Raw genomic sequence first — 18,142 nt, forward strand, 5'->3', positions numbered from 1 at the left:
TGCGATGTGTCAGTCGACATCTCTATTGACTGACCCAGCGCTTTCGCGAGCAAGCCCGCTCCCACATTTACTGTGCCCACTCCGGACCGGATTTAAGCCTGGTAGCTGATCCGCCCATCCACCAGCGTGTACCGCACAGTCGCCGGCAGGCTATGGCCGATGAATGGGCAGTTTTCACCCTTGGACAGCCAGTGTTCCCCGGCAATCGTGGAGCTGGCCGGATCAAACAGCACCAGGTCCGCCGCCGAACCCACCGCCAGCTTGCCCGCCGGCAGGCGCAGCGCCTCGGCAGGGCCTGCACTGAGACGCGCCAGCAGGGTCGGCAGGTCCAGCAAACCATCTTCCACCAACGTCATTGCCAGCGGCAGCAACAGCTCGACGCTGCTGATGCCTGGCTCCGTCGCGCCGAACGGCGCCAGCTTGGCATCCCGCTCGTGGGGTTGGTGATGGCTGGAAATCGCCGAAACCACCCCGGACTTCACCGCCGCCCGCAAACCGTCACGGTCAGCGCGGGTACGCAGTGGCGGCTGCACGTGATACAGGCTGGAGAAGTCGATCAGCGCCTCATCCGTCAGAATCAGCTGATACAGCGCCACATCCGCCGTCACCGGCAATCCGCGGGCTTGGGCCTGAGCGATCAGGGCCACGCCGCGAGCGCTGGTCAGCTGGCTGAAGTGCGCGCGTACGCCGCTTTGTTCCACCAGCAGCAGGTCGCGGGCCAGGGCCACGGTCTCGGCGGTTTCCGGGATGCCCGGCAGGCCGAGGAAGCTCGCGGTGGCGCCTTCGTGGGCCAGGCCGCCTTCGGCCAGGTCACGGTCCTGGGAGTGGAAAATCACGGTCAGGTCGAAAGTCGCCGCATATTCCAGCGCACGGCACAGGGTGCGGGTGCTGCGAAAGCTCTCCAGGCCGTTGCCGAAGGCCACGCAGCCTGCGTCGCGCAGGGCGATCAGCTCGGCCAGTTGTTCGCCGTCCAGGCCTTTGCTCAGGGCGCCGATGGGGAACACTTTGCAGTTGCCGGCTTCGCGGGCGCGGTCGAGGATCAGTTCGGTCACCGCCGAGGTGTCCAGCACCGGTTTGGTGTGGGGCGGGCAGCACAGGCTGGTCACGCCACCGGCAGCGGCGGCGCGGGTTTCGCTGGTGATGTTGCCCTTGCGGCTGTAGCCCGGCTCACGCAGGGCGACGTTCAGGTCAACCAGGCCAGGCGCGGCGATCAGGCCTTTGGCGTCGATAGTTTCGCTGGCGCTGAAGCCTGCGGGTGCGGCGCCGATGGCAATGATCTTGCCGGCTTCCAGGTGTAGATCGGTGACTTGATCCAGGCCGCTGGCCGGATCGATGACTCGGGCGCCGAGAATGCTGAGCTTCACTGGGCGTTCTCCTGCTCGAATTGACGTTGCGCGGTTTGCCCGCTCATGGCCATGGACAACACCGCCATGCGGATGGCGATGCCGTACGTGACCTGGTTGAGAATCACCGACTGCGCGCCATCGGCCACCGCCGACTCAATCTCCACACCACGGTTGATTGGCCCCGGGTGCATCACGATGGCGTCCGGCTTGGCGCCGGCCAGGCGTGCGGTGGTCAGGCCGAACAGGCGATAGAACTCGCCTTCGCTCGGCAGCAGGCCGCCCGCCATACGCTCGCGCTGCAAGCGCAGCATGATCACCACGTCCACATCCTTCAGGCCTTCGGCCATGTCGGTGTAGACCTTCACGCCGTACTGCTCGATACCGATCGGCAGCAGGGTCTTGGGGGCGATCACGCGGATGTCCGGGCAACCCAGGGTTTTCAGGGCCAGCATGTTCGAGCGTGCAACCCGCGAGTGCAGGATGTCGCCGACAATGGCCACCGAGAGGTTTTCAAAGCTGCCCTTGTGCCGCCGGATGGTCAGCATGTCGAGCATGCCCTGGGTCGGGTGGGCGTGACGGCCGTCGCCGCCGTTGATGATCGCCACATTCGGGCACACGTGCTCGGCGATGAAGTGCGCAGCACCGGAATCGCCGTGGCGCACCACGAACATGTCGGCGGCCATGGCTTCCAGGTTGCGCAGGGTGTCGAGCAGGGTTTCGCCCTTGCTCGCCGACGAGGTGGACACGTTCAGCGTGATCACGTCAGCCGACAGGCGTTGGGCCGCCAGTTCAAAGGTGGTGCGGGTGCGGGTCGAGTTCTCGAAGAACACGTTGCAGATGGTCTTGCCGCGCAGCAACGGGACTTTCTTCACCGCCCGGCCGCCGACTTCGAGAAACGAGTCGGCCGTGTCGAGGATTTCGGTGAGCAGTTCGCGGGGCAAGCCGTCGAGGGACAGGAAGTGTTGCAGCTGGCCCTGAGCATTGAGCTGCAGCGGGCGCTTGGCATCTAGAGGCGTCATCGCGGGGACTCTTTACAAGGCGGTTTAAAGGGCAAGGTCTTGCAGTTCGAGTTCGAGCGGCGTGGGACCGGACAATTTTACCCGCTGGTGGGCTTCCAGGGACAGGGTGGCGCCGACCACGTCCGGGCTGATCGGCAATTCGCCGGCGTCCAGGTCCAGCAGGCAGACCAGGGTCACGCTGGCCGGGCGGCCGTAGTCGAACAGTTCGTTCATCGCGGCACGTATGGTGCGACCGCTCATCAGCACGTCATCGATCAGCACCAGGTGCTGGCCTTCGATCTCGAAGGGCAGGGCCGAGGGGCGCACTTGCGGGTGCAGGCCGTTCTGGCTGAAGTCGTCACGATAGAAAGACACGTCCAGGGTGCCCAGGGGCGAGTCGCTGCCCAGTTCTTCCAGCAGCGCCTGGGCCACCCACACGCCACCGGTGCGGATGCCGATAAAGCGCGGCTCGCTGATGGCACGGTGTTCCAGGTGCGCCTTGAGGCGGATCGCCATCTGGCTGATCAGGTCGGCGGGATTGGGCAGGCTCATGGGTGCTCCTTCTAGGCCTCGCGCAGGCAAGGTCCGGGCTCAAACGTAAGAAGACGCGGCAAGCCGCGTCAGTCAGGATTCAAATAAAGCGGTGTTTTCATCCAGCCAGCCCTGCAACAGCAGGGCCGCGGCGATGGCATCCACCGGGTTGTCGCGGTAACTGCCTTTCTGCCCGCCACGGTCACGGCGCTCGCCCTTGGCTTCGAACGTGGTCAGGCGTTCGTCGTGGGTATAGAAGGGCAGGTTGTAGCGGCCGTTCAGGCGGCGGGCGAACTTTTCGGCCCGCAGGCACATCTCGCTCGGGGTGCCGTCCATGTTCAGCGGCAGGCCGACCACCACGGCGTCGGGCTTCCACTCCTTGATCAGGGCTTCGACCTGGTTCCAGTCCGGCACGCCGTTCTGGGCCTTCAGGGTGCACAGCTCGCGGGCCTGGCCGGTAATCACCTGGCCGACGGCGACGCCGATCTGTTTGGTGCCGTAGTCGAAACCGAGGATCAGACGCAAGGCCATCAGGCGTGCCCCGCCTGGCTGGTCAGCAGGCTGAGGTTGATCCGCAGCTTGGCGGCGGCCGCTTCCAGGCGCAGTTCGCTGGGGGTGTTGAACAGGATGTCGGCATCGAACGGGCAGGTCAGCCAGGCATTGCTCGCCAGCTCCGCCTCCAGTTGCCCGGCTTCCCAGCCGGCGTAGCCGAGGGTGATCACACTTTGATCAGGCCCCACGCCGTCGGCAATCGCGAACAGGACGTCCTGGGACGTGGACAGGGACAACCCTTCAAGGTCCACGGTCGCCTGGAATTTCGGCCCGGTGGGGTGCAGCACAAAACCCCGGTCCGTCTGCACCGGCCCGCCGATGTAGATCGGTACGTGCTGGCAGCTGGCGGGTGGGTCGATGTCCGGGCGCAGTTGCTCGAGGATATCGGCCAGGTTGAGGTCTTGCGGGCGGTTGACCACCAACCCCATCGCACCATTGGCGGTGTGCTCGACGATGTAGGTCAAGGTCTGCGCAAAGTTCGGGTCGGCCATATGGGGCATGGCGATCAGGAATTGGTGCTTGAGGTAGGTCGGGCTGACATTTTTCATGTCCGCTAGTGTGGCGTTGGAGGGGCGAACTGACAAGCTGAGGATGCGCAGGAAATCACCGCCAGCATCAATTGCTCGACAGCCGATCACCCTTGGCAAAGCGCCAGGTGCGAATGATTTCCAGGCGGTCGATGTCGTTCAGGTCCCCGGTAAACGGCGCAAAAGGCGCCGCCAGGCGCACGATGCGTTGCGCTGCCTGGTCCAGCAGCGGTTGGCCGGAGGACTCCAGCACCTGCACCTCGTACAAGGTGCCGTCGCGGTTGATCGACACCAGCAGTCGCAAATTGCCGTAGATCTGCTGGCGACGGGCTTCGTCCGGGTAGTTCAGGTTGCCGATGCGCTCGACCTTCTTGCGCCACTCATCCTTATACCAGGCGCCTTTGTCGCGCATGGTGGAGGCGGCGTTGAGGCGGTAGATCCGCGGGCGCTTGGCGTACAGCTGTTGTTCGTGGGCCAGTTCGGCTTCCAGGCTGGAGATCTCACTGGAGAGTTGCGAGCTGTCAAAAGTCGGGGCAGGCGGGGCAGGCGTGGGTTCGGTCTTGGCCTTTTCGCGCTGGGTCGGGGCTTTTTGCGGCTTGGGCGCCACGGTGGTGACCGCCGCCTTGGGTGCGGCCTGTTTCACCTCCGGCTTGGGCGCCGGCGGTGGCGTGACCTTATTGACCTTGTTGTCCTGGAATGGCGCGACTTCAGTGGTCTTGGGCACGGCCTTCTTGTCGAGGGTGCCGCTGCCTTGCTGGTTGTCCTGGGCGAGAAAGTCGGCCTTTTCGGGCTTCTTTTCGCTTTTGAACGTGGCGAGGGTGATTTCCAGGGTCTTGGTGATCTGCTTGGGTTCGGCAAAGGTGAAACCCAGGCCGAGGATCAACGCCAGGTGAATCAACGCCGCCAGAAACAGGGTAAATCCGAGCCGATCAGCCGGGCGCACGCCGCTGTGGGAGAGTTCGGGGGGCAGATCGGACGGGAGCGTCATGACAAGAAAACCAACATCGCGCGTTTCACAGGTGGCGCATGATAACGCAATGTTGGTTTGTGTCCGGCTGTTCTATGTCACTTGGCTTGTAGCTTGGCGGCAATCGCAGCCATCAGCATTTCGCCGATGTTCGTGCCAAATGCGTTGTCGATCTCGCGAATACAGGTCGGGCTGGTGACGTTGATTTCGGTGAGGTTCTCGCCGATTACGTCCAGGCCTACGAACAGCAGGCCTTTTTCGCGCAGGGTCGGGCCGACTTGGGCTGCAATCCAGCGATCCTTGTCCGTCAGCGGGCGGGCTTCACCCCGGCCACCGGCGGCCAGGTTGCCGCGGGTCTCGCCGGCGGCCGGAATGCGCGCCAGGCAGTAAGGCACCGGCTCGCCGTCGATCATCAGGATGCGCTTGTCGCCGTCCTTGATCGCCGGAATGTAGGCCTGGCCCATGATCTGCTGGGTGCCCAGCGCAGTCAGGGTCTCCAGGATCACCGACAGGTTCGGGTCGCCGGCGCGGTGGCGGAAGATCGAGGTACCGCCCATGCCGTCCAGCGGCTTGAGGATCACATCGCCGTGCTTGGCGGCGAATTCACGCAGCACATCGGCGCGGCGGCTGACCACGGTCGGCGGCGTGCATTGCGGGAACAGCGTGGCGAACAGCTTTTCATTGCAGTCGCGCAGGCTCTGGGGCTTGTTGACGATCAGCACGCCCGCGCGCTCGGCCTGCTCCAGCAGGTAGGTGGAGTAGACGAACTCCATGTCGAACGGCGGATCCTTGCGCATCAGGATCACGTCGAGGTCGCTCAGGGGGCTGTCGATTTCGTCTTGCAGCTCGAACCACTTCTCGGGGTTGGCAAACACCTGCAGGGGACGCATCCGCGCCCGCGCTTCACCGTCGCCCTGGTAAAGGTCCGGCTGCTCCATATAGAACAGGCTCCAGCCGCGGGCCTGGGCGGCCAGCAGCATGGCCAGCGAGCTGTCCTTTTTATAGGAAATGCTGGCGATAGGGTCCATGACAATGCCGACGCGAACGCTCATGGGGGATTTCCTCTAGCAAATAAGGGCGCATAAAAGTGGCGTCAGAGTGGCGCTGCGGCTGTTGTGGGTCAAGGAAAAACCACCACGCGGGTCGGCCGATAGATTGCGTTCTGAGACTGTGCTAAAAAGGCTGCCATGGCACATCAGCCCTTGAATTCCGAGGCTTTTGGCGCTCGTCCTGTGCAACATCAGGCAGTACACACCGAAAACCTATTCGCTGTGGCGATGGTAGAGCAGATATGGAACAGCATTCCAACGCCTTGAAAGTGATGGTGATCGACGATTCGAAAACGATTCGCCGCACGGCCGAAACACTGTTGAAGAACGTAGGGTGCGATGTCATCACGGCCATCGACGGTTTCGATGCCCTGGCCAAGATTGTTGACCATCATCCACACATTATCTTTGTCGACATCATGATGCCGCGCCTGGATGGCTATCAGACCTGCGCGCTGGTGAAGAACAACCCGGCGTTCAAGTCGATCCCGGTAATCATGCTGTCCTCCAAGGATGGTCTGTTCGACAAGGCCAAGGGGCGCATCGTCGGCTCTGATCAGTTTTTGACCAAGCCTTTCAGCAAGGAAGAACTGCTGAGCGCGATCAAGGCCTATGTACCGGGCTTCGCCGCAGTAGAACAAGCACACTGACGGGGGCCCCACGAGGGCTTGCGTCTACTAGATAAGTGGGGAAAAACATGGCACGTGTTCTGATCGTCGACGATTCGCCGACTGAAATGTACAAACTGACCGAAATGCTCGAAAAGCACGGTCACACCGTCCTCAAGGCCCAGAACGGCGGCGATGGCGTTGCGCTGGCCCGTCAGGAAAAGCCGGATGCGGTGCTGATGGATATCGTGATGCCGGGCCTCAATGGCTTCCAGGCCACCCGTCAGTTGACCAAAGATGCCGAGACCAGCCACATCCCGGTGATCATCATCACCACCAAGGATCAGGAAACCGACAAGATCTGGGGCGAGCGCCAGGGCGCCAAGGATTACCTGACCAAGCCGGTAGACGAAGAAACCCTGATCGCCACCCTGAACAAGGTGCTGGCCGGCTGACGGCACGTTCCCATGACCGAGTCGCAAACCGCCTTCGAGCTGCTGCTGGACATCGACCGCCGCTGCCGCTTGCTGGCTGCCGACCTGCCGTCCCAGGAAACCCGGCTGCTCAGCTGGAGTGGGATCGGGTTTCGCCTGGGCGAACACTGGTACGTGGCGCCCATGGGCGAGGTGGCGGAAGTGCTGCACGAACCGCGCTGTACCTTGATGCCCGGGGTCAAGCCGTGGATCAAGGGCGTGGCCAACCTGCGCGGGCGCTTGCTGCCGGTGATGGACCTGGGCGGTTTCCTTGGCCTTGAGCTGTCAGTGGCGCGCAAACAACGGCGGGTGCTGGTGGTGGAGTATCAGGACGTGTTTGTCGGCCTGTTGGTGGACGAGGTGGTGGGCATGCAGCATTTCGCACAAGACGCGTTGTCGACGAGCACCGCAGGCGGCGCGCCGTTTATCCAGGGCCAGTTCGACGGCGACCAGCTGTGGCAGGTCTTCAGCCCCTTCGCCCTGGCCCAGGCTCCAGGTTTCATGGATGTCGCCGCATGAGTACCGTCACCCCGGTCAAACCCCAGGAAGCCTCCCGCAGCCGCTCGCAGATCATCGTGCTGTTTATCGCGCTGATCGTGTTCATCATGCTGCTGTTCGCCAACTTCGCGTACCTCAACACCCAGTCCACCTACGACAAACAGTACATCGGCCACGCCGGTGAGCTGCGGGTGCTGTCCCAGCGCATCGCCAAGAACGCCACCGAGGCTGCCGCCGGCAAGGCGGCGGCGTTCAAGCTGCTGGGGGATGCGCGCAACGATTTTGCCCAGCGCTGGGGTTACCTGAAAAAAGGCGACCCGGCCACCGGCCTGCCCGCTGCACCCACCGCCGTGCGTGCAGAAATGCGCGCCGTGCAGACCGACTGGGAAGCGCTGCTGAAAAACGCCGATGCGATTCTGGCCAGCGAGCAAACGGTGCTGTCGCTGCATCAAGTGGCCGCGACCCTGGCGGAAACCGTTCCGCAGTTGCAGATGGAGTCGGAAAAGGTTGTCGATATTCTGCTGCAACGCGGCGCACCGGCCAGCCAGGTAGCGTTGGCCCAGCGCCAGTCATTGCTGGCCGAACGCATCCTGGGGGCGGTGAACACCGTGCTGGCGGGGGACGAGACTGCCGTGCAGGCCGCCGATGCCTTTGGCCGCGATGCCAACCGTTTCGGCGTGGTGCTCAGTGGCATGCTCAACGGCAATCCCGGGCTGCGCATCACCCAGGTTGAAGACCACGACGCCCGCGCCCGGTTGGCGGAGATTTCCGAGCTGTTCGAATTCGTCTCCGGTTCCGTGGACGAAATCCTCGAGACCTCGCCGCAGCTGTTCCAGGTGCGCGCCTCGGCGAGCAATATCTTCAACCTGTCGCAAACCCTGCTGGACGAAGCCTCGCACCTGGCCACCGGCTTTGAAAACCTCGCGGACGGGCGCACTTTCGACACCATCGGCGGCTACGTGCTGGGCTTGCTGGCGCTGGCCTCGATCATCCTGATCGGCCTGGTGATGGTCCGCGAGACCAACCGCCAGTTGCGGGAAACCGCCGAGAAGAACGAGCGCAACCAGAACGCGATCATGCGCCTGCTGGATGAGATTGAAGACTTGGCCGACGGCGACCTGACCGTCACCGCCTCGGTCACCGAAGACTTCACCGGCACCATTGCCGACTCCATCAACTATTCCGTGGACCAACTGCGCGACCTGGTGGCCACCATCAACCTCACTGCCGGCCAGGTGGCTGGTGCGGTGCAGGACACCCAGGCCACCGCCATGCACCTGGCCCAAGCGTCGGAGCATCAGGCACAGCAGATTGCCGAAGCCTCCACGGCGATCAACCAGATGGCCCAGTCCATCGACCAGGTGTCGGCCAACGCCGCTGAATCGTCGGCAGTGGCCGAGCGTTCGGTAGAGATTGCCAACAAGGGCAACGAGGTGGTGCACAACACCATCCACGGCATGGACAACATCCGCGAACAGATCCAGGACACCGCCAAGCGCATCAAGCGCCTGGGGGAATCGTCCCAGGAAATTGGCGACATCGTCAGCCTGATCGATGACATCGCCGAGCAGACCAACATCCTCGCGCTCAACGCCGCTATCCAGGCGAGCATGGCCGGTGATGCCGGGCGTGGTTTTGCGGTGGTGGCCGATGAGGTACAGCGCCTGGCTGAGCGTTCTTCGGCGGCGACCCGGCAGATCGAAACCCTGGTGCGAGCGATCCAGACGGATACCAACGAAGCCGTGATTTCCATGGAGCAGACCACCACCGAAGTGGTGCGCGGTGCGCGGCTGGCCCAGGACGCCGGGGTTGCGCTGGAAGAGATCGAAGGCGTGTCGAAAACCCTGGCGGCGCTGATCCAGAGTATCTCCAACGCGGCGCAGCAGCAGACGTCGTCGGCAGGGCAGATTTCCCTGACGATGAACGTGATCCAGCAGATCACCACTCAGACTTCGTCGGGCTCTACGGCCACTGCCGAGAGCATCGGCAACCTGGCAAAAATGGCCAGTCAGTTGCGGCGGTCGGTGTCGGGGTTCACCTTGCCGGCGGCGAAGCGGGTGGATGAGTGAAATGCGCCCTCAAGAACCCCACCGAGCCCATGTGGGAGCGGGCTTGCTCGCGAAAGCAGCGTGTCAGTCGATTCATCTTTAGCTGACCCACCGCATTCGCGAGCAAGCCCGCTCCCACAGTTGATCTCCTTTGTTTTGAGATCGGTGTACGCATGACCCAGCACTACCAGCAACTCATGAATTCAGACGGGAGCGGTTATGGTTGATCGGCACGACTACGTGGCCCTCGAATGGGTCAAGGGCGAAATTGCCGAAACCCTGAAACAGGCCCGCTCGGCGCTGGACGCCTATGTTGAAGAAAGCAGCAGCGAGGCCATCGGCCAGTGCCTGGAATGCATCCATCAGGTGCATGGCAGCCTGTTGATGGTCGAGTTCTACGGCGCGGCCCTGTTCGCTGAAGAAATGGAACAACTGGCCCTCGCCCTGCAAGGCGCGCGCGTCAGCCAGCGCGACGAAGGCATTCGCCTGCTGCAACAGGGCCTTGGCCAACTGCCGCTGTACCTCGACCGCGTACACAGCGCCCGGCGCGACCTGCCCCTGGTGGTGCTGCCGCTGCTCAACGACCTGCGCAGCGTGCGCGGCGAAAGCCTGCTCTCGGAAACCAGCCTGTTCAGCCCGCAACTGCTGGTGATCCCGCCGCTGCCCGAAGACGCCCTGGCCCAGCGCACGCCAGAGGATTTCCCCGAACTGCTGCGCCAGTGGCGGCAGATGCTGCAACAGGCGCTGGTCGGTTTGCTGCGCGAAGACCACGGCCCCAGCAACCTGGAAGACATGGCGCGGGTCTTCGCCCGCCTCGAAGCCCTGTGCCATGGTGCGCCGCTGTTACCGTTGTGGCAGGTCACCTCGGCGCTGGTGGAAGGCATGCTCATTGGCGTGGTTGCCAACAGCCCGGCGTTGCGCAGTTTGCTCAAGGCCTGCGACAAGCAACTCAAGCGCCTGCTGATCCAGGGCATCAACGGCGTCAACACCCCGGCCCCGGATGAGCTGCTCAAGAGCCTGTTGTTCTACGTCGCCAAAGTCACCCGACCGACTCCACGGATGCAAAGTTTGAAAGAACGATATGGCCTCGATGAAGCTTTGCCCGACAGCGCCGTGGTGGACGCCGAACGCGCCCGCCTGGCCGGCCCGGACCGCGACGCGATGGGCTCGGTGCTCGGCGCATTGTGCGAGGAGCTGGTGCGGGTCAAGGAACGCCTGGACCTGTTCGTACGCAGCGACCGTCAGCACGCCTCGGACCTTGAGGCGTTGCTGGCGCCGCTGCGGCAGATCGCCGATACCCTCGCCGTATTGGGCTTCGGCCAGCCGCGCAAAGTGATCATCGACCAACTGGCGGTGGTACTCGGCCTGGCCCAGGGGCAGCGCGAACCCAACGATGCGGTATTGATGGACGTTGCCGGTGCGTTGCTCTACGTCGAGGCCACGCTGGCCGGGATGGTCGGCACTGTCGAGCCGGAGCGCCGCGAAGAAAGCCGCCTGCCTACCACCGACCTGACGCAGATCCACCACCTCGTCATCCGCGAATCCTGCCAGTGCCTGACACAGGCCAAAGAGCTGGTGATCGACTGCATCGAGGCCCATTGGGACCGCCAGCGCCTGGAGTCGCTGCCCGAGTTGCTGACCCAGGTGCGCGGCGCGCTGGCGATGATTCCGCTGCCCCGTGCGGCGAGCCTGATGCGTGGCTGCAATGACTACGTCAACGAGCATCTGATGGTCGGCGACGCCGCACCTTCCGAGGCGCAGCTTGAGCATTTTGCCGATGTGCTCACCAGCCTCGAGTACTACCTGGAACGCATGCTCCAGGACCACGACGCCCCGGGCGAACGGGTGCTGGAAGTCGCCGCTGAAGGCCTGGCCGCGCTGGGCTATTTGCCGGCCGAAAAACCCTGGCGCCAGGCACTGCTTGAGCAGGGTGACACGCCCACGGAGCAAACCCCGTTCCTCGCCGATGCGTTGGCCAGCCCCACCTCGCGCCTCAACCCGCCGGCACTCCAGCGTCCCGGCAGCCTGCTGCCGCCGCCCGCCGGTGAAGAAGCCATTGATGATGAACTGCGGGAAGTCTTCCTCGAAGAAACCGCCGAAGTTCTCGACGTGCTGCATCGCTATGTGCCTGCCGGCACCGCCAGCCTGGAAGACAAGGCCACCCTGAGCGAAATGCGCCGCGCCTTCCACACCTTGAAAGGCAGTGGCCGCATGGTGCGCGCCCTGGTGTTGGCAGAGCTGGCCTGGGCCGTGGAAAACCTGCTCAACCGCGTGCTGGAACGCAGCGTCGCGCCGGGCCCGGATGTGCAAGCAGTGCTGGATGACGTGTTGGAATTGCTGCCGGAGCTGATCACCGATTTTGCCGACAATGCCCAGCGCCAGCGCGATGACGTAGACGAACTGGCGGCGCGCGCGCATGCCCTGGCCAGCCGTGTCGAACCGTCGGCCACAGACCCGGCCGCCCTGGACCCGCAGTTGCTGGAAATCTTCCGCAACGAAGCCCAGAGCCACCTCGACAGCCTCAACCACTTCCTGCAACAGGCCACCGAGCACCTGCTGCTGCAAGTCAGTGATGAACTGCAACGCGCACTGCACACCCTCAAAGGCAGCGCCTATATGGCCGGTGTGTTGCCCATCGCCGAACTGGCGCGCCCGCTGGATCACCTGACCCGCGAATACAAGGCCCACCGCCTGCCGCTGGACCTGGATGAAATCGAATTGCTGCTGGAGGCCGAAGCGTTGTTCCAGCGCGGCGTGCGCCAGCTGGACAGTGACCCTCACGCGGCCATCAATGGTGCAGCAGGGCTGATCGAGCGCACGCAAAACCTGCTGAACAGCCAGCTCGAAGCCTTGCTGAATGCGCCCAACACCGGTCTGCGGATCAAGCGCGACCCGCAGTTGATCGCCAACTTCCTGGCCCAGGGCATGGACATCCTGCTGGACGCCGAAAGCCTGCTGCGCCGCTGGCAACAGCACCCCGGCGAACGCCAGGAACTGAGCGCGCTGCTGGACGAACTGACCACCCTCTGCGAAGGCGCGCACCTCGCCGACCTGCACCCGATGGACGAATTGTGCGAAGCCTTGCTCGACCTCTACGGCGCAGTGGAAGAAAGCAGCCTGGCGGTCAGCGAGCGCTTCTTCCACGAGGCCGAACAGGCCCACGAAGCCCTGATCAACATGCTCGACCAACTGGCCGCCGGCCAGGAAATCAGCGCGGCGCCGGCCCGGGTACGCGCCCTGCGCGAGCTGCTGGATGAAGGCCTCGACCCGTCCGCCACCGGCTTGATCAAGACCGATGGCAGCCGCGCGCTGAGCATCTCCGAGCTGGGCGCCGCTACGGCGAAGCTCGACCAGAGCTTCGCGGTGGATGACGAGATCGTCGAGATCTTCCTTGAGGAAGCGGTGGACATCCTCGACAGCGCCGGCCAGTCCTTGAAACGCTGGCTGCTGGACCCGGATAACGCAGCGCCGCTGTCATCGTTGCAGCGGGATTTGCACACCCTCAAGGGTGGCGCGCGCATGGCTGAAATCGGCGCGGTGGGCGACCTGGCCCTTGAGCTGGAAAACCTTTACGAAGGTTTGGTGGACCGTCGCTACAGCTATTCCAGCGAGCTGGCCAATGTGTTGATGGCCAGTCATGAGCGGCTGGCGCTGTTGCTTGAGCAACTGCAACACCAGCAACCGTTGAGCGACTCCTCCGACCTGATCAGCCACTTGCGTGAGTTGCGCCAAGGCACCGGACAAGCGGCGCCCGCAGCGGCCGCCGAAGTCGAGACGCCGGGCAGTGATCCCGAGCTGCTGGATATCTTTCTCGAAGAGGCCGCCGACATCCTCGACAGCTCCGGCGCCGCGCTGTTGCGCTGGCAGGCCGAGCCGAAAAATCGCCAGGAAGTCGAGACACTGCTGCGCGACCTGCACACCCTCAAGGGCGGCGCTCGCATGGTCGAGATCGGCCCGATTGGCGACCTGGCCCATGAGCTGGAGTTTCTCTATGAGGGCTTGTCGGCAGGTTTGCTGGCGCCCTCGGCGGAGCTGTTCGCCTTGCTGCAAGGCTGCCACGACCGCCTGGCGCAGATGATCGATGCGGTGGCGGCGGGAATGCCGGTGGGCTCGGTGGACCTGCTGATCGAGCGCATCAAGAGCCTGGTGCGTCCGGCTGAAGTGACGGACGCACCGCTGGCGTTGACGGCAACCAAAACCGAGGCGGTGCCGGCCAGCGATCCGGCCGCCGACATGGTGAAGATCTCTGCCGACTTGCTGGATGACCTGGTCAACCTGGCGGGTGAAACTTCGATCTTCCGTGGGCGTATCGAGCAGCAGGTCAACGATGCGAGCGTTGCCCTCAACGAGGTGGAAACCACCATCGAGCGTATGCGCGATCAACTGCGCCGCCTCGACACCGAGACCCAGGGCCGCATCCTCAGCCGCCAGCAGGCCGAGGCCGAACGCCTGGGCTACGAAGAATTCGACCCGCTGGAAATGGACCGCCATTCCCAGTTGCAACAACTGTCCCGGGCCCTGTTCGAATCGGCTTCCGACCTGCTCGACCTCAAGGAAACCCTCGACCGCCGCAACCAGGACGCCCACAACCTGTTGCAGCAACAGGCGCGCATCAACACCGAGTTGCAGGAAGGCCTGATGCGCACGCGCATGGTGCCCTTCGAACGCATGCTGCCACGGCTTAAACGCATCGTGCGGCAGGTGGCGGGCGAGCTGGGCAAGGACGTGGAATTTATCGTCGGCAATGCCGAAGGCGAGATGGACCGCAACGTGCTGGAGCGCATGGTCGCGCCGCTGGAACACATGCTGCGCAACGCCGTCGACCACGGCCTGGAATCCCGCGATGCACGATTGCTGGCCGGTAAACCCGAGAAAGGCCGCATCACCCTGGACCTGACCCACGAAGGCGGCGACATCGTTTTCGACATGCGCGACGACGGCGCCGGCGTGCCGCTTGAAGCCGTGCGGCGCAAGGCGATCAAGCGTGGCTTGCTCGACCCCAACCTGGAAATCAGTGACCGCGACGTGTTGCAGTTCATCCTGCAACCGGGGTTTTCCACTGCCGAAAAAATCACCCAGATTTCCGGGCGTGGCGTGGGCATGGACGTGGTGCATGAAGAAGTGCGCCAGCTGGGCGGCTCGATGGTCATCGACTCGACGCCGGGAGAGGGCGTGCACTTTCGCATTCGCCTGCCGTTCACTGTGTCGGTCAACCGGGCGATGATGGTGCAGTGTGCCGACGATCAATACGCGATCCCGCTGAACACCATCGAAGGCCTGGTGCGGGTCATGCCCCATGAGCTGGAAGGGCACTATCAGCAGGACCCGCCGCGCTACGAATACGCCGGCCAACGCTACGAACTGTTCTACCTCGGCGACCTGCTGCACACCGTCGGCCGGCCGAACCTGCTGGGCCAGTACCAGCCGCTGCCGGTGCTGCTGGTGCAATGCAACGAACGGCGCGTGGCGGTGCAAGTGGACGCCATGGCCGGCACCCGGGAGATCGTGGTCAAGGGCCTGGGGCCGCAGTTTGCCGGGGTGAAGGGCGTGTCTGGCGCAACCATCCTTGGCGATGGCCGCGTGGTGCTGATCATCGACCTGATGGCGCATATCCGCGCCCGGCCACCGGCGTTGCCGGCCCAGGCGGCGGACGCTCCGTTGATCCTCAACGACCCGCTGAAAAAGCGCCCGCTGCTGGTGCTGGTGGTGGACGACTCGGTCACCGTGCGCAAAGTCACCAGCCGCCTGTTGGAGCGCAACGGCATGAACGTGCTCACCGCCAAGGACGGTATCGACGCCATGGCCGTGCTGGAAGAGCACACCCCGGACCTGATGCTGCTCGACATCGAAATGCCGCGCATGGACGGTTTCGAAGTGGCCATCCAGGTGCGCGACGACCCGCGGCTGATGCGCATGCCCATCATCATGATCACCTCCCGCACCGGGCAAAAACACCGTGATCGTGCGATGGCGATTGGCGTCAACGACTACCTCGGCAAGCCTTATCAAGAGTCGGTGCTGCTGGAAAGCATCGCTTACTGGAGCAAGTCCCGTGCTTGATCACCGCGCAACTCAACTCACCGGCTTGCTGCTGCCATTGGCCGACCGTCACCTGTTGTTGCCCAACGTCGCCGTGGCCGAGCTGATCGACTTCCAGCGCGGCGAACCGGCCAGTGATGCGCCGCCGTGGTATTTGCGGCAGGTTACCTGGCGGGATCGGCAGTTGCCGTTGATCAGCTTTGAGGCCGCGTGTGGCGAGTCGGGCGTGGTGGGAGAGCGGGCGCGGATTGTGGTGTTGAACACCCTCGGAGGACGGCCGACGTTGAAGTTTATTGCGTTGGTGATCCAGGGGATTCCGCGCTCGTACAAGCTCGATAGCCAGTTGAGTTATGTGGACGTGCCGTTGTGCCCGCTGGAACTGGCGGCGGTGCAGGTGGGGGAGCATGTGGCCAGGGTGCCGGATTTGATGGGGTTGGAGGCGTTGTTGGTCGAAGCCGGATTGGCCTGAACGCATTTCCCAACCCCAACGATGACCCTTGTGGCGAGGGAGCTTGCTCCCGCTGGGCTGCGAAGCGGCCCCAAAACCTGCAGCCGTGTATTACCTGGAGGAATGCGGCGCAGTTATTGGGGCTGCTGCGCAGCCCAGCGGGAGCAAGCTCCCTCGCCACATTGTTTATCACTGACTTCGGATTTTTCCTGCAACCTCTCGCGCTGTGCATGAACTTGTTGTGCCCTGCGATCGCGCCTAGTCTTCGTCCGTCATCGCAAAAAACGGTGACACGGACGTGCAAGTCCGGTTACATGTCGGCGCACCAACGCCCATAGCCATTCAACGGGCGTTTTTTATGCCTGCTGTATTTCTTATGGCGGCTGTGCGTGGGAGATCCCTTGGGGTCTGCCGGGGTCCGATATGCCCGGTCTTGCACACCTGCGCACAGCTGCCACCTTATTCGCGTGCAAGCGGACGGTGTCAGCTTCCCTAATACATATCGGAGCTGCACATCATGTTCAAACCTACCCCCAATCCGCCCCACAACACCGAAATCGAACACCGCAAACTCCAGGCCGCCGAGCGTGCCATGGATCATTACTTTCCGACTTCGGCTTCATCTTCACTCTTTACCGTCACCCCCTCTCAATCCACCGAAGCCCTGCTGGCCAACGCTTCTGAAACCTTTGCCTCACTCAACGCCCTGACTTCCAACCTGGCCTTTGAATTGGAAGGTTCCCAGCGCGGCGTGGTGCTGGCCATTCAGCAGATGAGTGAGCTGGGGCAGTTACTGGTTGATCAGGCACTGGAGCAGGTTGCTCCTTCTTGCGCAGCCTAAAAACTTGATCGTTCCCAAAAAGGGACCTATCGTTCCCTTTTTGGGACTCTTCGGTCGCTGCCATGCAAACCCTGCCCCTTAGCACTGCACTATTCACCGTGACTCAGCAGAAAGTCTTGGGTTTGCTCTTTGGCAAGCCCGACCATAGCTTCTTCACCAATGAAATCGCCCGCTGGGCAAAGGTGGGCAAGGGCAGCCTGACCCGCGAGCTGGAGCGTTTGCAGTTGGCAGGCATCCTGACGGTGACGCGCCAGGGCAACCAAACCCACTACCAGGCCAACCCGCACTGCCCCGTTTACTCGGAGCTGTTGGCCATCGTGCGCAAGACCCTGAGCCTGGATGAGCCATTGCGCAACGCACTGGCTCCATTTGCCACGCAACTGAAGTGGGCATTTATCTACGGTTCCATCGCCAAGGGCGAGGCGCACTCATCCAGTGACATAGATCTGATGCTGATCGGCGAAAGCCTCAACTACAGTGAAGTCATGGAGCAGCTCATGCCGCTGGAAGAGCAACTGGGCCGCACCATCAACCCGACGCTCTATACCCCCGAAGACTGGATCGGCAAATGGAATGCCGGTCATAGTTTTGTGCAGCGGGTGGCGGAGCAGGACAAGATCAACCTGATTGGGGAAAACCCCGTGGAGTCCAAGGATGGACAGCAAGGCAAACCTGGAGAACCTGCAACGTAGTGGTGGCTTGAAGGCTGAGCCGCCGGATCGCACGGAATGTGATGGGTTGATGCGCTCTGCCCGTGATCGATTGAAGGACGCCAAAACCCCGCAATTATCTTTCGCCAGCCGTTTTGATTTGGCTTACAACGCGGCCCACGCAATCGCCCTCACAGCCTTGCGCTTGCACGGCTATCGCTCGGACAAGCGCTATCTGGTGTTCCAATGCCTGCTTCATACCACCGCAGCCAACAAGGTTCAGGTAAGACTGTTTGCGCTATGCCACGAGCGCCGCAACCTGGCGGAATATGAAGGGTATATGGATGAGGATGAGGGGTTGTTGGAGCAACTGATTGCGCATACTCAAGCGCTATTGAAGGAGGTCGAACAGTGGGTGACTAACCAGAAATAGCGGCTTGGGTGATGAAGCGAGATCAGTCCCAAAAAGGAACTGATCGTTCCCATTTTGGGACTTCTGCGCACGTTCTCCCGAACAGCGCTGAGCAAATGTGGGAGCGGGCTTGCTCGCGGATTCGGTGTGTCAGT

General features: G+C 63.0%; 16 protein-coding genes. 9 read left to right on the forward strand and 7 right to left on the reverse strand.

Going from position 1 to position 18,142, the window contains the following annotated elements; all coding sequences use genetic code 11:
- Window positions 1-92: 92 nt before the first annotated feature.
- The 7 genes from ACW9I6_RS20935 to gshB all read right to left on the reverse strand — a co-directional run bounded on the left by ACW9I6_RS20935 (window position 93) and on the right by gshB (window position 5,973).
- Window positions 93-1,364: a dihydroorotase gene (locus ACW9I6_RS20935; RefSeq protein WP_003213750.1), complete on the reverse strand. Its 1,272-nt coding sequence runs from the start codon at window positions 1,362-1,364 to the stop codon at window positions 93-95.
- Window positions 1,361-2,365, reverse strand: a complete 1,005-nt coding sequence (locus ACW9I6_RS20940; RefSeq protein ID WP_003213748.1) for an aspartate carbamoyltransferase catalytic subunit — start codon at window positions 2,363-2,365, stop codon at window positions 1,361-1,363. Before ACW9I6_RS20940 ends, ACW9I6_RS20935 begins: the two co-directional genes overlap by 4 nt.
- 24 nt (window positions 2,366-2,389) lie before the next feature.
- A complete protein-coding gene (gene pyrR, locus ACW9I6_RS20945) occupies window positions 2,390-2,896 on the reverse strand; it encodes a bifunctional pyr operon transcriptional regulator/uracil phosphoribosyltransferase PyrR (protein ID WP_003213746.1) in 507 nt (168 codons plus the stop codon).
- A gap of 72 nt (window positions 2,897-2,968) precedes the next feature.
- The gene (gene ruvX, locus ACW9I6_RS20950) at window positions 2,969-3,406 is read right to left on the reverse strand and encodes a Holliday junction resolvase RuvX (RefSeq protein WP_003213744.1); all 438 of its coding nucleotides are present in this window, start codon (window positions 3,404-3,406) and stop codon (window positions 2,969-2,971) included.
- Window positions 3,406-3,975, reverse strand: a complete 570-nt coding sequence (locus ACW9I6_RS20955) for a YqgE/AlgH family protein (protein WP_003213742.1) — start codon at window positions 3,973-3,975, stop codon at window positions 3,406-3,408. Before ACW9I6_RS20955 ends, ruvX begins: the two co-directional genes overlap by 1 nt.
- Before the next feature lie 67 nt (window positions 3,976-4,042).
- Window positions 4,043-4,942, reverse strand: coding sequence for an energy transducer TonB (locus tag ACW9I6_RS20960; RefSeq protein ID WP_003213740.1), 900 nt, complete (start codon window positions 4,940-4,942; stop codon window positions 4,043-4,045).
- Between the two features lie 77 nt (window positions 4,943-5,019).
- Window positions 5,020-5,973, reverse strand: a complete 954-nt coding sequence (gene gshB / locus ACW9I6_RS20965) for a glutathione synthase (RefSeq protein WP_003213738.1) — start codon at window positions 5,971-5,973, stop codon at window positions 5,020-5,022.
- Window positions 5,974-6,212: 239 nt separating this feature from the next.
- Here gshB and pilG point away from each other — a divergent pair, with 239 nt between their 5' ends.
- The 9 genes from pilG to ACW9I6_RS21010 all read left to right on the forward strand — a co-directional run bounded on the left by pilG (window position 6,213) and on the right by ACW9I6_RS21010 (window position 18,008).
- Entirely contained in the window at window positions 6,213-6,620 is a 408-nt protein-coding gene (gene pilG, locus ACW9I6_RS20970; RefSeq protein ID WP_003213736.1) for a twitching motility response regulator PilG, read from the forward strand.
- 47 nt (window positions 6,621-6,667) lie between these two features.
- Window positions 6,668-7,033: a twitching motility response regulator PilH gene (gene pilH / locus ACW9I6_RS20975; RefSeq protein ID WP_003213734.1), complete on the forward strand. Its 366-nt coding sequence runs from the start codon at window positions 6,668-6,670 to the stop codon at window positions 7,031-7,033.
- Window positions 7,034-7,045: 12 nt separating this feature from the next.
- Window positions 7,046-7,570, forward strand: a complete 525-nt coding sequence (locus ACW9I6_RS20980) for a chemotaxis protein CheW (protein WP_003213731.1) — start codon at window positions 7,046-7,048, stop codon at window positions 7,568-7,570.
- A complete protein-coding gene (locus ACW9I6_RS20985; protein WP_008434142.1) occupies window positions 7,567-9,618 on the forward strand; it encodes a methyl-accepting chemotaxis protein in 2,052 nt (683 codons plus the stop codon). The genes ACW9I6_RS20980 and ACW9I6_RS20985 overlap by 4 nt, the downstream gene beginning before the upstream one ends.
- 198 nt (window positions 9,619-9,816) lie before the next feature.
- Window positions 9,817-15,657, forward strand: coding sequence for an Hpt domain-containing protein (locus ACW9I6_RS20990; RefSeq protein ID WP_457339768.1), 5,841 nt, complete (start codon window positions 9,817-9,819; stop codon window positions 15,655-15,657).
- Complete coding sequence (locus ACW9I6_RS20995) at window positions 15,650-16,105, forward strand: chemotaxis protein CheW (protein ID WP_003213725.1); 456 nt, start codon at window positions 15,650-15,652, stop codon at window positions 16,103-16,105. Before ACW9I6_RS20990 ends, ACW9I6_RS20995 begins: the two co-directional genes overlap by 8 nt.
- Before the next feature lie 496 nt (window positions 16,106-16,601).
- The gene (locus ACW9I6_RS21000) at window positions 16,602-16,925 is read left to right on the forward strand and encodes a DUF6124 family protein (RefSeq protein WP_457339769.1); all 324 of its coding nucleotides are present in this window, start codon (window positions 16,602-16,604) and stop codon (window positions 16,923-16,925) included.
- A 62-nt stretch (window positions 16,926-16,987) separates the two neighbouring features.
- On the forward strand, window positions 16,988-17,617 hold the full coding sequence (locus ACW9I6_RS21005) for a nucleotidyltransferase domain-containing protein (protein WP_457339770.1): 630 nt from the start codon (window positions 16,988-16,990) through the stop codon (window positions 17,615-17,617).
- A complete protein-coding gene (locus ACW9I6_RS21010; protein WP_003216800.1) occupies window positions 17,580-18,008 on the forward strand; it encodes a hypothetical protein in 429 nt (142 codons plus the stop codon). The genes ACW9I6_RS21005 and ACW9I6_RS21010 overlap by 38 nt, the downstream gene beginning before the upstream one ends.
- Window positions 18,009-18,142: the final 134 nt, after the last annotated feature.

The organism is Pseudomonas sp. SDO5522_S412, from assembly GCF_054071215.1.

Bases quoted from the DNA above. Each gene is read 5' to 3' on its own strand.
- ACW9I6_RS21010 (WP_003216800.1), top strand. From the start codon at position 17,580: ATGGACAGCAAGGCAAACCTGGAGAACCTGCAACGTAGTGGTGGCTTG.
- pilG (WP_003213736.1), top strand. From the start codon at position 6,213: ATGGAACAGCATTCCAACGCCTTGAAAGTGATGGTGATCGACGATTCG.
- gshB (WP_003213738.1), bottom strand. From the start codon at position 5,973: ATGAGCGTTCGCGTCGGCATTGTCATGGACCCTATCGCCAGCATTTCC.
- ACW9I6_RS20955 (WP_003213742.1), bottom strand. From the start codon at position 3,975: ATGAAAAATGTCAGCCCGACCTACCTCAAGCACCAATTCCTGATCGCC.
- pilH (WP_003213734.1), top strand. From the start codon at position 6,668: ATGGCACGTGTTCTGATCGTCGACGATTCGCCGACTGAAATGTACAAA.
- pyrR (WP_003213746.1), bottom strand. From the start codon at position 2,896: ATGAGCCTGCCCAATCCCGCCGACCTGATCAGCCAGATGGCGATCCGC.
- ruvX (WP_003213744.1), bottom strand. From the start codon at position 3,406: ATGGCCTTGCGTCTGATCCTCGGTTTCGACTACGGCACCAAACAGATC.
- ACW9I6_RS20960 (WP_003213740.1), bottom strand. From the start codon at position 4,942: ATGACGCTCCCGTCCGATCTGCCCCCCGAACTCTCCCACAGCGGCGTG.
- ACW9I6_RS20985 (WP_008434142.1), top strand. From the start codon at position 7,567: ATGAGTACCGTCACCCCGGTCAAACCCCAGGAAGCCTCCCGCAGCCGC.
- ACW9I6_RS20980 (WP_003213731.1), top strand. From the start codon at position 7,046: ATGACCGAGTCGCAAACCGCCTTCGAGCTGCTGCTGGACATCGACCGC.
- ACW9I6_RS20940 (WP_003213748.1), bottom strand. From the start codon at position 2,365: ATGACGCCTCTAGATGCCAAGCGCCCGCTGCAGCTCAATGCTCAGGGC.
- ACW9I6_RS21005 (WP_457339770.1), top strand. From the start codon at position 16,988: ATGCAAACCCTGCCCCTTAGCACTGCACTATTCACCGTGACTCAGCAG.
- ACW9I6_RS20990 (WP_457339768.1), top strand. From the start codon at position 9,817: ATGGTTGATCGGCACGACTACGTGGCCCTCGAATGGGTCAAGGGCGAA.
- ACW9I6_RS21000 (WP_457339769.1), top strand. From the start codon at position 16,602: ATGTTCAAACCTACCCCCAATCCGCCCCACAACACCGAAATCGAACAC.